Source organism: Agarivorans sp. (assembly GCF_050295395.1).
In the GTDB taxonomy this organism is placed as follows: domain Bacteria; phylum Pseudomonadota; class Gammaproteobacteria; order Enterobacterales; family Celerinatantimonadaceae; genus Agarivorans.
Window position 1 is genome coordinate 1 of record NZ_JBNKPP010000009.1, and the last position, 13,948, is coordinate 13,948.

At 43.5% G+C, this 13,948-nt stretch carries 12 protein-coding genes and 1 pseudogene; 11 read left to right on the forward strand and 2 right to left on the reverse strand.

Translation table 11 applies throughout. The annotated features are described in order from the left end of the window. The 4 genes and pseudogenes from malE to ACQY6Q_RS00485 all read left to right on the forward strand — a co-directional run. Positions 1–275: pseudogene (gene malE / locus ACQY6Q_RS00470) on the forward strand (maltose/maltodextrin ABC transporter substrate-binding protein MalE); the annotation flags it as partial. 87 nt (positions 276–362) lie between these two features. Next, a complete protein-coding gene (gene malF, locus ACQY6Q_RS00475; protein WP_427976576.1) occupies positions 363–2,000 on the forward strand; it encodes a maltose ABC transporter permease MalF in 1,638 nt (545 codons plus the stop codon). 12 nt (positions 2,001–2,012) lie between these two features. Beyond that, positions 2,013–2,903, forward strand: coding sequence for a maltose ABC transporter permease MalG (malG, locus tag ACQY6Q_RS00480; protein WP_055731985.1), 891 nt, complete (start codon positions 2,013–2,015; stop codon positions 2,901–2,903). Positions 2,904–2,991: 88 nt separating this feature from the next. Further along, positions 2,992–4,128, forward strand: coding sequence for an ABC transporter ATP-binding protein (locus tag ACQY6Q_RS00485; RefSeq protein WP_427976580.1), 1,137 nt, complete (start codon positions 2,992–2,994; stop codon positions 4,126–4,128). Positions 4,129–4,212: 84 nt separating this feature from the next. On the opposite strand, the gene ACQY6Q_RS00490 is transcribed toward ACQY6Q_RS00485, so the two are convergent. Beyond that, a complete protein-coding gene (locus ACQY6Q_RS00490; protein WP_427976582.1) occupies positions 4,213–4,908 on the reverse strand; it encodes a PilZ domain-containing protein in 696 nt (231 codons plus the stop codon). Between the two features lie 138 nt (positions 4,909–5,046). Here ACQY6Q_RS00490 and ACQY6Q_RS00495 point away from each other — a divergent pair, with 138 nt between their 5' ends. Further along, positions 5,047–5,925, forward strand: a complete 879-nt coding sequence (locus ACQY6Q_RS00495; protein WP_427976585.1) for a 6-carboxytetrahydropterin synthase — start codon at positions 5,047–5,049, stop codon at positions 5,923–5,925. Positions 5,926–5,994: 69 nt separating this feature from the next. On the opposite strand, the gene ACQY6Q_RS00500 is transcribed toward ACQY6Q_RS00495, so the two are convergent. Further along, positions 5,995–8,031 carry a methyl-accepting chemotaxis protein gene (locus ACQY6Q_RS00500; protein ID WP_427976587.1) on the reverse strand — a complete coding sequence of 679 codons (2,037 nt, stop codon included), beginning with the start codon at positions 8,029–8,031 and terminating at the stop codon, positions 5,995–5,997. A gap of 465 nt (positions 8,032–8,496) precedes the next feature. Here ACQY6Q_RS00500 and ACQY6Q_RS00505 point away from each other — a divergent pair, with 465 nt between their 5' ends. The 6 genes from ACQY6Q_RS00505 to ACQY6Q_RS00530 all read left to right on the forward strand — a co-directional run bounded on the left by ACQY6Q_RS00505 (position 8,497) and on the right by ACQY6Q_RS00530 (position 13,900). After that, positions 8,497–9,786, forward strand: a complete 1,290-nt coding sequence (locus ACQY6Q_RS00505; protein WP_427976589.1) for a COG3014 family protein — start codon at positions 8,497–8,499, stop codon at positions 9,784–9,786. A gap of 11 nt (positions 9,787–9,797) precedes the next feature. Next, positions 9,798–10,190, forward strand: coding sequence for a YcfL family protein (locus ACQY6Q_RS00510; RefSeq protein WP_427976591.1), 393 nt, complete (start codon positions 9,798–9,800; stop codon positions 10,188–10,190). 13 nt (positions 10,191–10,203) lie between these two features. Continuing rightward, entirely contained in the window at positions 10,204–10,794 is a 591-nt protein-coding gene (gene lpoB, locus ACQY6Q_RS00515) for a penicillin-binding protein activator LpoB (protein ID WP_427976593.1), read from the forward strand. A 7-nt stretch (positions 10,795–10,801) separates the two neighbouring features. Beyond that, a complete protein-coding gene (gene nagZ / locus ACQY6Q_RS00520; RefSeq protein WP_427976595.1) occupies positions 10,802–11,833 on the forward strand; it encodes a beta-N-acetylhexosaminidase in 1,032 nt (343 codons plus the stop codon). Positions 11,834–11,877: 44 nt separating this feature from the next. Further along, positions 11,878–12,426, forward strand: a complete 549-nt coding sequence (gene ycfP, locus ACQY6Q_RS00525) for an alpha/beta hydrolase YcfP (protein ID WP_427976598.1) — start codon at positions 11,878–11,880, stop codon at positions 12,424–12,426. A 178-nt stretch (positions 12,427–12,604) separates the two neighbouring features. After that, positions 12,605–13,900, forward strand: coding sequence for an NAD(P)/FAD-dependent oxidoreductase (locus tag ACQY6Q_RS00530; protein ID WP_427976600.1), 1,296 nt, complete (start codon positions 12,605–12,607; stop codon positions 13,898–13,900). Positions 13,901–13,948 lie beyond the last annotated feature (48 nt).

Sequence of the window (13,948 nt, forward strand, 5' to 3'; positions counted from 1 at the left end):
TAGAGAACTACCTTGTTACTGATGAAGGTTTGAAAACTGTAAACGACGATGTACCTCTTGGTGCGGTAGCGCTTAAGTCTTACATGGAACAGCTTTCAAGCGACCCTCGCATCGCTGCAACTTTCGCAAACGCTCAAGATGGTGAGCCTATGCCTAACGTAGCTGCTATGGGTAAATTCTGGTCTGCGATGGCAACATCTCTAACCAACATTACTAGTGGTCGTCAACCGCTAGATAAAGCTCTTGACGCGGCAGCGCGTCGCATAGCGAAATAATACGGTCATATTATTTCGGTCAGGAGGAGGATATTGGTCTATCCTCCTCTTTATTAATTTCGGTCAAATTCAAAGGTTGTACATAAAATGGGTCTTTCTGCGTCTCCAGGTTTTATGCAGGGCAAATTTGCCTGGCTAAAACTTCTGCTGGTCACCGCGATTGTATTGCTTAACGGCTATGCGATTGTGCTGATGTATGCAGGTGGTGAATATGCATTTGCATTGCTCACCCTTGTTGTTGTTTCTACCGGTGTGTATATATTTATTAATAATAAAACATATGCTCACCGATATATCTTCCCCGGTATTGCAGGCATGGTGGTATTTATTATCTTCCCCTTGGCCTATACCGTCGGTATTGCATTTACCAACTATAGCGGAACAAACTTGTTGTCGCTTGAGCGGGTAGAGCAGCTACATACCCAAAAGACTTACATGGCAAAAGGCGGGTCATTTGACTTCCAATTGCATAAGGATGCGTCTTCTGGAAAATATGTACTGGGCCTTACTCAGGACGATACGCTATACGCATCTCGTTTAGTTGATATGGTGTCTAATACTGATATTCGCGCAAATAAAGTAACTCTAGATACTCAACGGGTTAATTTACAAGTCGTGGATGCATTTCCCGCCTCAGATATTGCGCCGATTAAAGACATTGTTGCTCATCGTCAGTTTTTAAATAGCTTGATACTGGTTACCCCTAAAGGTGACGAATTGGTGATGAATGGTCTGCGTAAATTCTCAGCGATGAAGCCTCTTTACACACGCTTAGAGGATGGTGTTGTACTTAAAGAAAGTGGTGCAATTATCAACGGCCCATCTATTCTGCGTAACAACCAGACTGGTCAAATCATGTTGCCAAACATGGACACCGGCTACTACCAATACATTAATGATGAAGGCGAGTTTGTCGGTGACCGATTGGCTCCGGGCTTCGTGGTTAGTGTGGGTTGGAAAAACTTTAATCGAGTTGTAACCGATAACGGAATTAAAGAGCCGTTTATTCAAATCTTTATTTGGACAGTGATTTTTGCCGCTGGCTCTGTAGCATTTACGCTAGCTATTGGCATGGTTTTGGCCTGTCTTATTCAATGGGAAGAGCTTAAAGGCCGAGCGATTTACCGCGTAGTGCTCATTCTTCCTTATGCTATCCCCGCGTTTATTTCAATCCTTGTATTTAAGGGTTTATTTAACCAAAACTTTGGTGAAATTAACGCTATTTTAGAGTCGTTGTTTGGTATTAAACCTGATTGGTTTACTGACCCATTAATGGCCAAGTCGATGATTTTAATTGTGAACACCTGGTTAGGTTACCCATACATGATGATCTTATGTTTAGGTATGCTTAAATCTATTCCTGAAGACTTATATGAAGCTTCAGCGATGGATGGTGCTGGACCAATTAGTAACTTCCTCAATATTACTGTTCCATTACTAATGAAACCGCTAACGCCACTGTTGGTTGCTTCATTTGCGTTCAACTTTAACAACTTTGTGTTGATTCAGTTATTAACAAATGGTGGTCCTGACATTATTGGTGCATCTACACCAGCGGGTACTACTGACTTACTAGTAAGTTATACCTACCGTATTGCCTTCCAAGGTGATGGTGGTCAGGACTACGGTTTAGCCAGTGCCATTGCAACTCTGATCTTTATTGTTGTGGGTGCATTAGCATTGATTAACTTGAAATTAACTAAATCTGAAAACAGAGCAGCATAAGGAGCAGCTATTATGGCAATGGTTCAACCTAAATCATTGAAATATAGAAAATTAGCTACTCACGTAGCGCTATGTTTATTTTTATGTTTGATTATTTTTCCATTATTAATGGTCATCACCATTTCCTTCCGTACAGGTAACTTTGCGGTTGGTGAATTGATTCCATCTAATCCTACCTTAGACCACTGGCGTCTTGCCTTAGGTATTACGGTAGTTAATCCCGATGGTTCTACAACGCCACCACCATTCCCAGTATTGGTGTGGCTGTGGAACTCGATTAAGATTGCCGGTATTTCAGCAATTCTTATCGTAGTGTTGTCTACCACCAGTGCTTATGCTTTTGCTCGTATGCGCTTTAAAGGTAAAGCAACCATTCTTAACGGGATGTTGATTTTCCAAATGTTCCCATCGGTCTTGGCCTTGGTAGCTATTTATGCCTTGTTCAACAAAATCGGTGAATATATCCCTTGGTTGGGTCTAAACACTCACGGCGGTTTGATTTTCGCTTACCTAGGCGGTATCGCACTACACGTGTGGACCATTAAAGGTTACTTCGAAACGATCGACCCTGCCTTAGAAGAGTCTGCAGCAATTGACGGTGCAACACCGTGGCAGGCGTTTAGATTGGTATTGTTACCGCTTTCTGTTCCTATTTTGGCAGTGGTATTTATTCTTGCATTTATTCAGGTAATCACAGAGGTACCGATGGCTTCGGTATTGATGCAAGACGTAGATAAACTCACGCTTGCCGTAGGTGCACAACAATACTTGTATCCGCAAAACTACTTGTGGGGTGACTTCGCCGCCGCAGCGGTATTGTCAGGATTCCCAATTACCGTGGTATTCCTACTCGCCCAACGTTGGTTGGTGGGTGGATTAACTGCCGGTGGTGTTAAAGGTTAAATTATTTGGGCGTAGCTGCATTAGCGGCTACGCAAAACAAGATTGATTATAAATAAAGCAAATGGCTTTATTTAGTTTGGAGCTGATAATGGCTGATGTAATTTTAAAAAATGTACGTAAAAACTACGATCCGGCAATTCACCAAGATACTTTGCGTGAAATTAATTTAGATATTCAAGATGGTGAATTTGTTGTATTCGTTGGTCCATCAGGCTGCGGTAAGTCTACACTTTTGCGTATGATTGCGGGCTTGGAAGATATCACCAGTGGTGAATTAAGCATTGGTGGAAACTACATGAACGATGTACCACCGGTACAGCGTAACGTAGGTATGGTTTTCCAATCTTACGCTTTATATCCACATATGGATTTGCGTGAAAATATGTCTTTCGGCCTTAAATTGAAGAAGGTTGATAAAGACATTATTGAAAAGCGTGTAAGTAATGCCTCTGACATTTTAGGCTTAGACCCATTACTTGACCGTAAACCAAAAGAATTAAGTGGTGGTCAGCGTCAGCGTGTGGCCATCGGTCGTTGTATTGTACAACAACCCGGTGTGTTCTTGTTTGACGAACCACTTTCTAATCTTGATGCCGCACTTCGTGTGAAAATGCGCATCGAGATTGCAAAGCTCCACAAAGAACTTCAATCAACTATCATCTACGTTACCCATGACCAAGTGGAAGCGATGACCTTGGCTGATAAAATTGTGGTTCTTAGCCCATTAGACCCAAATGCGGCGACTAACCTTGAACAATTTGGCTCACCTTTAGAGCTATACCATAACCCAGCTAATAAGTTTGTTGCTGGTTTTATTGGTTCTCCAAAGATGAACTTCATTGAAGGCGAATTGGTAGAAGTTAGTGATACAGAGAGCAAAATCAAATTGGTAACTGGCGACGTTATCACAGCAGCAGTCGACACAAGTCGCGCTAGCGTTGGTGATAGTGTTGAATTGGGTTGTCGACCAGAGCACTTGGTAGAAGAAGGCCATGCTCATGCTGACAACTTCATCACAGGTACTGTCGTGGTTGCAGAACACTTAGGTGCTGAGTCTTACGTTTATATGGACGTTAAAGGCTTTGATTTCACCTTTAAAGCACGTAGTGAATTCCCAAGTAATAATGGTGATGAGCTACGAGTTGGTCTACCAACTAAAGCTTGTTACTTGTTTGATAGCAATGGCATTGCGTTCCCTCGTACTGCCAAGTACAACAAAGACTAGAAGTTTTGACCATTAATTTAAAAGCGACCTTCGGGTCGCTTTTTTTGTGCCTGCTTCACTGGCGATAATAACTAGTGGGCGGGGTTAACTGGGAAGTTTATTTTCGCGTTGTATTATTTCTAATAACGCGGCCTCTATAAATTGTTGTTTTTCTCGCTCGTTCGCATCGAAGCTAAGGCCATAATGCATTCTGCTTGAGGAACCGTGTTCTAGGCGTTGGTTACAAATTCGAGTCTTTATTGTCGGCGCATTTTGCCCTTCTATACTCAATTCTAGTTTGAAAGCTTGGTCAGTTAAGGTCGCTGGGATTTCGTCAGTGACGATGCCACTGCCATTTAAAGATAGATCTTTTAGTATGGCCGAAAAGCTATCTGCTTGTGGGGTTAAGCTGGCTAAACGACAGTTCAAGTAAATGGGTAAGCGGCTATGTTGCCTTAAACTGATTTTTTGTAAGTTACGTGGAAAGTCTATAATTACCCATCGGCCCACGCTGCTCATCAGTTTCGATATTGCTCCTCGATAAGCAAAAATGGTGGCGTTAGGATCTCCTTCGTTAACTAAACGCACCACTATCGACTGGCCTTCTCTAATAAGTTCTCTGGCCATTTCCCAGTGTTGGTCTGTGCCTCGAGATATAATGATACACATGCCTGGTTCAATTCCAATCAGGCGGCTGCGTAAGCGTATTGGCTTGGTCGCTGTAGGGATCTGCAGATGTACTTCAGTTTGGCAGGGCAGCGCATTAAACTTACTAAGTAATTCAGGGGCTATCGGGCTCACTGGACGATTCTAAGATACTATTGGGTTATTTAACCTTACCATAGATTCTGAATCTTTGGCTTTGCAGATCGCACAAGTCATGACTAAATTGTTTGCTTAACGCTATAATGCGCGTGATCAAGCTAGCTGGATAATAAAATGAGATTGTTTGTAAGAGATTTAACCGTTATTGACTCGACATACTTATGCCCTGATCGGGGCTTAGTGGGGGAGAGTTGGTTAGTTGATATAGAGTTAGGCGGCTCGTTAAATGAAATGGATATGCTGCTTGATTTTGGTCAGGTTAAAAAATTGATCAAACGTTTAATCGATGAAAAAGTTGACCATAAATTACTGGTTCCTCAACGTTCTCCTTTATGTCGAGTGAGCAGCAGTGATGGCTACACTGAGTTAGATTTTTTGCGCCCTAGTGGTAAAAGCATCCACTTGCGCTGCCCTGATGAAGCTTATACCTTCATTGATGCGGTAGAAGTGAGTAATCAGGCCTTAAGCAAGTATGTTACCGAGGTGGTGTTAGCTCAGTTACCTAAAAATATTAAAGATATCTCTATCAGTTTGCGTCATGAACAGATTGATGGTCCTTATTACCACTATAGCCATGGCTTAAAGAAGCATGATGGAAACTGTCAGCGTATTGCCCATGGGCATCGCTCGGCTATAGAAATTATGGTTGATGGCGAGCTCGATATTGATTTGGCCACCAGTTGGGCGATGAAGTGGCGCAATATTTACTTGGGAAGTGAGGAAGATGTAGTCGAGTCATCGCTAATCAGCTTTTATCATTCACAAGATTGGCAACAGCATTATGCCTTTGCTTATGAATCGCCTCAGGGTAAGTTTGAGTTGGTATTACCGAAAACTGAAACCGATATACTGCCTTGCGAGACGACAGTAGAGAACCTAGCTGCGTATATCGCTAGAACCTTAGCTAAGGTGTTAAATGGCCATAAGCTGATGGTAAGAGCTTATGAAGGGGTAGGGAAAGGTGCTATTTGCGAAGCCAATAACCCACAGTAACTGGCTAATTGCTTAAGTGCTGCTTAAAAAAAAGGCTCCTTCAAGGAGCCTTTAGCATTTAAAGACGTTTTACAGCGTAAAGCGTTTTACTAATAGATCTTGTTCTGCGGCTAATTCACCTAACTCTTCACTGGTACTGGTGACAATTTCAATACTTTGATAGTTGTCGTCACTAATATCAGAGATACGGTTTAGGTTGGTGGAAATTTCTGCACCGGTGGCTTGTTGTTGCTCTGCGGCGGCTGCAATTTGGCTACTCATATCAGAAATTTGAGTGATGATGCCCTGGATTTCTTCCATTGCCCCGTTAGCATCAGAGGTTTGCGAAATACTCGATTGCATCTCAGTTGAACATTCAGACATTACCGTTACCGCACGCTGAGCACTCTTTTGTAAGTTCTCAATCATCGACTGAATTTCGGTGGTCGAGTTAGTGGTTTTTTGTGCTAATACTCGTACTTCATCGGCCACTACCGCAAAGCCTCTTCCTTGCTCACCTGCACGTGCTGCTTCAATGGCGGCGTTTAATGCAAGTAAGTTAGTCTGGTCGGCAATGCCTCGAATTACATCTAAGATTGAGCCAATACTATTACTCATGTTGTCTACTTCACCAATCACTGAACTACTGTGATCCAGTTTTTCTGAAAGTTGATGAGTGGTGGTGATATTGTCGCTCATGATTTTGCGCCCGGAGTTAGCCGCTTCTTCTACTTCCATCACTTTCTCTAAGGTGATGTTAGCACTCTTCGCTACCTCTCTCACAGACTGTTCCATTTCGGTCATCGCTGCTGCAACTGACGCCGTTTCTTGGCGCTGGTTATTTAACTCATCTTTGGCGCTATTTAAGGTAACTGAGTTGCCCTTAGATACATTTGATAAACTTTCTGCAGCTTCGCTAATTTCTAGTAGCACGGTGCGCATTTGCGACATCATACTGTTGGCGGAGTCCGCTAGTTGACCAAACTCGTTATTGCTAGAGTAGGCTACGGTTTCGGTCATATTGCCGGCTGCGGCGGCCTTTAGGGTTTTCAATAACAGATTGAGCGGTTGCTTGATGGCGCCGGCTACGTTCCATGCCACTAACAGGGCTAAAACAATAACCACTACCATGGCGGTTATAAGCTGAATGCGACTTGAGTCAAGCATGGCGCTGGCATTAGATGAAGCCTTATCTACTTGTTGATTAGCAATTTCGTTAATACTCGCGAGGATGCTAATGGCATTGGTGATTTCTAAGGCGGTGTCATCTACATGTTGGGCAATGTCTTCTCGTTGTTTAGTCAAGGCTACGTGCTTGGCTAACACTCCATCGTCTTCTGTTGAGTCTTTAATAAATTGGTCTATTTGATGACCCATATCGTTGCGTAACTCAGGAATTTCTTCTTCTAAATCGGATGTGGCGTTTAAGAAGTTCTTAATCAATTTTTTGTTGCGGTTATAGATAACTTCAACTTTCGCCGATTCGGTGGTGTTGAGGCCTTCTAGGGTATTAAGCTCGATGACCGCCATAGCGTTTAAAAAGCTTTCTGCGGCCCACCGGATATAATCATCGTTTAAGGCCACCACCTTATCAGAGAGGTTCTTCTTCAACTGTGGAAGCATTACCGATAATTGGTTGGTACTGCGTTTTACGTTTTGTTCGGCCTCTAAATAAGCAAGGTAGTCTTGCATTACTTGAGTGGCGACTCGAAAATAGTTTTGATCTAAGTTGTTCAAGGTATCAAGATGCGATTCTAGTTCAGTATTGCCTTCAGCCATTGAACGTAAAGTGCCTAGTGAAGAAACGAATACCAACTCACTTTGTGCAAAAGCTTCACCACTGGCTTGAATAGCGCTTACATTCTGTGAGGTTAGCGCATCTTTAAAGTGTTTGTCTGCGGTTAATAAGTCAACTGCAAATTCACTGCTCTGCAGTACCAGAGGAGTTGCTTCTTCTGTTACTAAGTCCAGTTGTTGATTAAATTTATTGCCCGTTTGTAGCGATAAAATGTTGGTTAATACCATCATCAGCACTAAAAAGCCGAACCCAAAATTTACTCGATGAACAATAGAAACATTTTTTAAGAATTGGAGCGATGAGGCTACGTTTAATGACTTTTTTTTCATAATTCCCCGACCAACCGATTTGTTAGCTATTTATAATTGTTATGATTTCATACTTTAGTCAAAGTATGCCTGCTGTTAGCGCGACTTGCTATGCAAGAGATCACAACTCTTTCTGAGTATGTTGCATTAATAAACTTGTTAACGGCTGATATAGCGGCGAATTGATACCTACTTATCAAAAATCGCCGCGATTGCCTAAAAAATGAGCGTTTAAGTCCAGCTTTAAGCGGATGAGTTGGATTTTTTATTGTTGCCTCAATAAGGGGAAATTTATGTGGTTTGGGACAAGTTGATTTGATGGCATGGCTTAACAGTGTTTTACAAATAAACAAAGGCTTTAGTACTAGCAAGACTGCGAGACGCCACCCCCTTGCGGTTGTGGCTCTGGCCTGTGTCTTATGCGTCAGTGTGCAAAGCTGTAGCTCAGCCCTGTTTAGCGATTTGTTTATAAGTTATAGCGAACAAATGCAAGCCAGTCGCTACCAAATTGGTTCGGGACAGTTTCAGTTAGCGGCTAAGTTGATTGATGAAGGGCGCCCCAGCGACAATAGCTATTATTTAAAACTGCTAGAAAAAGGCAAAATCACCTATTTAGCCGGAGATTATCAGCAGAGCCAAGAGTATTTTAAGCAGGTTGATGAGCAGCTTGAGTGGTTGTCTCGTCAAGCTGAGTATCGTATTTCTAGCGGTTTACAGCAGCTTTCAACGCTGGCTACTAACGATAATTTCATTCCTTACCATATCCCGGTATACGAGCAAGTGATGCTGCATCACTATCAAGCGATTAACTATTTACATAACCAGGGGCTCGAGTCAGCTTTAGTGGAAATCCGTAAGGCGGGCTTGATACAGCAGCAGGCCATGCAAGAAACACCTGCGAGCTTAGAGCAGCAACTGAGAGACTATCAGCAGCAATACCAAGAATTAAGCCAGCAGTACCCGCAGTTTAAAACCCAACAACAATTAGCTAACGCTTACCAAAATGGTTTGAGTTATGTGCTGTCTGCGGTGTTGTATTTAGCGGCAGGGCAAGAGGACGATGCTTATATTGATTATCGTAAGGCTTTGGCCTTGGCTCCGCAGAATAAATACTTACAAGCCGAAGTCGCCCGTTTAGGGGCAAAGCTAGCCATGGAGGATTATCAGCAATATACGCCGCTTAAAGGCGAGGCTCTTACTAAGCAACAAGGCTTATTGGTGGTGATCCACGAACAATCACTCATTAAAGCGCGTCAAGAAGCACGATTTTCTCTGCCGCTATATCATAATAACCAGTGGCAAAATTTTACTGTGGCTTTGCCAGTGATGCGGGGGCAAGCTGACTTTAGTATTCCTCAAGGACTTGAGGTTGCAGGGCAGACTTTTGCCACGGAGCAAGTGATTCAGCTAGACGCACTGGCAGCAAAACAGTTGCAACAAGACTTACCCGGCTTACTGTACCGACAAATATTGCGTTTACTGAGTAAAGAACAGTTGCGCCGCGCGGTTAATCAGCATAATGATGCTCAACATGAAAGCTGGGAGAATGTATTGGTTAATCTTTACAACACAGCGTCTGAGCGTGCCGATACCCGCAGTTGGCAAAGCCTACCAGCATTAGCGCAAATTGCGATTCAGGCTTTGCCTGCCGGACAACATACTCTAAAATTTGAGGGATTAAGCCAAAACCTCGAGCCACTAAACATTAGAGCAGGGCGAGTCAGTTTAGTGCTAACTAACGACCTAGGCTCTGCCATTCAAGTTTTTAATTTGTAACAGAGGTGAACATGAAATATGTATTATTGCTGCTGAGCCTGCTCTTGGTTGCTTGTACCACAAATACTTCAGGTATTTCTGCCGATTCAGATAAACCCGATGGTAAGCAATGGCTGATTGTTGATAACATCAGTTTGGGGCGAAAGTTAACAGTATTGGGTGCCACCACTCAGCAAAACAACGATCGCCTGCAAGGGGTGGCAACCATACAATCTCTATATAAGGGCGATTTGAATTTGCAGTATCGCTTTTATTGGTATGACAGCAACAACATTCAAATTAATCAAGCCACCAGCGCTTGGACGCCGCTCACTTTACATGGTAAACAACAAATTCAAGTGCAGTCGATTGCCTTACTTGATAGTGCCAAGCACTTCAAAATTTATGTTAGAGAAGTGAAATAACAGAGAGAAATTTATGAATAAACGACTAGTGCTTATTAGCTTACTTGCGCTTGGCTTAAGTGGATGTTCCAGCCAAGTGAGTTATGGAGACCCTCAGCAAGTAGAAACGGTTGATGTGAGCTTTGGCTCCACCGACTTACAAACCATTGCCGGTGAAATGACCGACTCAATGATAGCTTCGCCATTATTGGTTGATATTACCGCTAAGGGGCGGCCAATTGTGTTTGTGGACCGGATTAAAAATAAAACCACAGAGCATATCGATACCGAGTCTGTCACCGATACCATCAGCACCAAATTGCTGCAATCGGGGAAATTCCGCTTTGTGGATATGACCACGGTTAATCAGGTAAGAGAGCAATTGGGTTTTCAAAATGACAGCGACTTGGTTGATCCATCAAAAGCGATTGCTTTTGGTCAGCAGGTCGGTGCCGAATATATGCTGTATGGCAATCTGTCTAGCATTGTAAAAACTAACAAAAAGACCAAGGACGTCTACTACAAAATGACCATGCGTTTATTAGACCTTAAAACAGGTTTAGTGGAGTGGGCCGACGAGACTGAAATCCGTAAGGCAGAAACTAAATCTACTCTTGGTTGGTAAGGAATAAATGGGACCTCTTTTTATCGATTTACTCGCTACCGAGTTAAGTGGCGAAGAGCGGGAAATGTTGCAACATCCGCTAGTGGCCGGGGTGATTTTATTTTCACGTAATTACCATGATAGAGCACAGCTCATCGACTTAGTGAAAAGTATTCGGGCGGCTTCTCACACTCGGCTAATTATTGCAGTAGACCACGAAGGTGGCCGAGTACAACGTTTTCGCCATCAATTTTCGGCTATTCCGGCAATGGGGCATGTAAGCGCCATTGCCCAACAGTTGGCTGTGCCTGCCGAGCTGTTAGCCAAACAATTGGGTTGGTTGATGGCAGCAGAACTACGCGCTTGCGATATCGATTTGAGTTTTGCGCCGGTGCTGGACGTGAATGGCATTAGTGATGTGATTGGCCTGCGCGCTTTTAGCGAGCAGCCTCAGCAAATTATTCCTTTAGCCAGCGCTTTTATCGACGGCATGGCGCTAGCAGGCATGAAAGCCACTGGCAAACACTTTCCGGGACACGGCAATGTAAAAGCCGATACTCACCATTTGGAAGCGCGAGACTTACGCAGTTTTGAGCAAATTAAACAGCACGATATGCAAGTATTTAGTGCCTTAATTTCGCAAAATAAGCTCGATGCGGTGATGCCTGCCCACGTGATCTACCCCGATGTAGATGAGCAACCGGCAGGCTTCTCTGCCAAATGGTTACAACAAATACTACGACAAGAGCTGGCTTTTAAAGGTCTCATTTTTAGTGATGACCTTAGTATGAAAGGCGCGGCGGTGGTGGGTGATTATGTGACACGAGCTAAACAAGCTTTAGCCGCTGGCTGTGACTTGTTGTTGGCGTGTAATGACCGAGATGCCAGTATTCGCTTACTCGATGGTTTAGCCCATACTCAGGTTAAGGGGGCAGAATCGCTATTAGGCAAAGCCTATCCAGCTACTTGGTCGGAGCTAGCAGCGCAAAGCAACTATAAACAAATCGCCGCTCAGGCGCAGAAAATAGCGACAATCACCAGTGAATGGGATAAGTTATAAATAGACTTAGTTTTAGTCAGTGATTGAGAGGAAGGTAGGCTAGGATGATTATTTATTTACACGGCTTTGACTCTACAAGTCCGGGTAACCATGAAAAAGTATTGCAATTACAGTTTGTTGACCCCGATGTTCGGCCGATTAGTTACAGTACTATTCATCCCCGTCATGATATGAGCCACTTGCTTAAAGAAGTGCATAAGCAGTTAATGTTAAGTGCTGAAGAAGAAGTCGTGATTTGTGGCGTGGGCTTAGGCGGCTATTGGAGTGAGCGAATAGGCTTTTTATGTGGCATTCCTTCGGTTATCTTTAATCCAAACTTGCATCCAGAGTTAAATATGCAAGGTCGCATCGAGCGCCCCGAAGAGTATGTTGATATTGCGTCTAAGTGTGTCAGTGAGTTTCGCACCAAGAACAAAGGCAACTGTACCGTGATACTCTCAGAAAACGATGAGTTTTTAGATAACAAAGCCTCAGAGTTAGAGTTAAAAGACTATTATCAGATTGTCTGGGATGACCAACAAACCCATAAATTTAAAGATATCAGTCGTCATCTTCAGTTGATCAAATCACTCAAGCGTTTACCCAGTTTATAAGCTAAATAGTTAACAAAAGAAGAGGGTTTTCCCCTCTTTTTTTGTAGGCTTATTTTGTGATCTTAATCAAGTTACGTATAATGTGTCGACTTTGCTTAGCGGTACTGGATTTACAACACCCATAATAAAGTCCTCGGTAAAGTTTACACTTCAGATTGTTACAAGGAAATAATCAAGCATGACTAGAATTGTTGTAGTTGGTGGTGGTGCCGGTGGCCTCGAGCTAGCGACGCGTTTAGGGCGCAAGCTGGGGAAAAAAGGCAAGGCCAATATCGTTCTGGTAGATAAAAACCGTACTCACCTTTGGAAGCCCCTACTGCACGAAGTGGCGACAGGCTCCCTAGATGCGGGAATTGACGCGTTAAGTTACCGCTCGCACGCGGCCAATCATGGCTTTGAGTTTCAACTGGGCGAAGTTGCCGATGTTAATCGTGAAGACCAGTTAGTGACTTTGAAACCAATGGTAGAAGAAGGCAAAGAAATCTTGCCAGCACGACAACTTAGCTACGATTATTTGGTTATGGCTATTGGCTCGGTGTCTAACGACTTCAATACCAAAGGCGTGAAAGATCACTGTATTTTCCTTGATAATCCTAGCCGTGCCGATTTATTTCATCACCGTATGCTTAACCGCTTTTTGCAGTATTCTCAAAATGATGAAGCAGAAAAAGGCGAGAAAGTACGGGTGGCCATTGTGGGCGCGGGCGCGACAGGGGTAGAACTATCCGCTGAGTTGCACAATGCTTTAGACCAACTTCGTGCCTACGGTGTGCCTAACCTTAGCAATTCAAGCTTAGCGGTCACCTTGGTGGAAGCCGGCGAAAAAATCTTACCTGCTTTGCCGGTGCGCATCTCTAGTGCCGCTCACTCAGAGCTACAAAAAATGGGTGTGGATGTTCGTACTAATACCATGGTAACCGAAGCGACAGAAGAGGGCTTAACCACCAAAGAAGGGGAGCTAATTAAAGCAGACCTTATGGTGTGGGCAGCAGGTATTAAGTGTCCAGAGTTTATGAAAGAGCTAGGTGGCTTAGAAACCAACCGCATTAATCAACTAGTGGTGCGTCCTACTTTGCAAACTTCGCGTGACAGTAACATTTATGCGATTGGCGACTGTGCTAGTTGCGCCATGGGTGAAGCCGGTTTTGTACCGCCTCGCGCTCAATCGGCTCACCAAATGGCCAGCCTAGTATTTAAAAACATTTTGCGCCAAATGGAAGAGAAGCCACTATTAGACTTTGAATATAAAGACCACGGCTCTTTGGTATCGCTTAGCCGTTATTCAACAGTGGGCTCATTAATGGGCAACCTAATGCAGGGCTCTATGATGATTGAAGGGCGCATTGCTCGGGTGATGTACATCTCCTTGTACCGCATGCACCAAATCGCACTACACGGTTACATGAAAACCGGTTTAATGATGTTAGTAGGGCGAATCAACCAAGTACTACGGCCTAAGCTAAAATTACACTAAACGTCAGTGTAATCAGATTAAAAAGCAGCTCTTGAGCTGCTTTTTTGT

Excerpts from the sequence above, each read along its gene's own strand:
- ACQY6Q_RS00500 (WP_427976587.1), bottom strand. The coding sequence starts at position 8,031 with ATGAAAAAAAAGTCATTAAACGTAGCCTCATCGCTCCAATTCTTAAAA.
- ACQY6Q_RS00505 (WP_427976589.1), top strand. The coding sequence starts at position 8,497 with ATGCAAGCCAGTCGCTACCAAATTGGTTCGGGACAGTTTCAGTTAGCG.
- ACQY6Q_RS00485 (WP_427976580.1), top strand. The coding sequence starts at position 2,992 with ATGGCTGATGTAATTTTAAAAAATGTACGTAAAAACTACGATCCGGCA.
- ACQY6Q_RS00530 (WP_427976600.1), top strand. The coding sequence starts at position 12,605 with ATGACTAGAATTGTTGTAGTTGGTGGTGGTGCCGGTGGCCTCGAGCTA.
- ycfP (WP_427976598.1), top strand. The coding sequence starts at position 11,878 with ATGATTATTTATTTACACGGCTTTGACTCTACAAGTCCGGGTAACCAT.
- ACQY6Q_RS00495 (WP_427976585.1), top strand. The coding sequence starts at position 5,047 with ATGAGATTGTTTGTAAGAGATTTAACCGTTATTGACTCGACATACTTA.
- malG (WP_055731985.1), top strand. The coding sequence starts at position 2,013 with ATGGCAATGGTTCAACCTAAATCATTGAAATATAGAAAATTAGCTACT.
- ACQY6Q_RS00510 (WP_427976591.1), top strand. The coding sequence starts at position 9,798 with ATGAAATATGTATTATTGCTGCTGAGCCTGCTCTTGGTTGCTTGTACC.
- nagZ (WP_427976595.1), top strand. The coding sequence starts at position 10,802 with ATGGGACCTCTTTTTATCGATTTACTCGCTACCGAGTTAAGTGGCGAA.
- lpoB (WP_427976593.1), top strand. The coding sequence starts at position 10,204 with ATGAATAAACGACTAGTGCTTATTAGCTTACTTGCGCTTGGCTTAAGT.
- malF (WP_427976576.1), top strand. The coding sequence starts at position 363 with ATGGGTCTTTCTGCGTCTCCAGGTTTTATGCAGGGCAAATTTGCCTGG.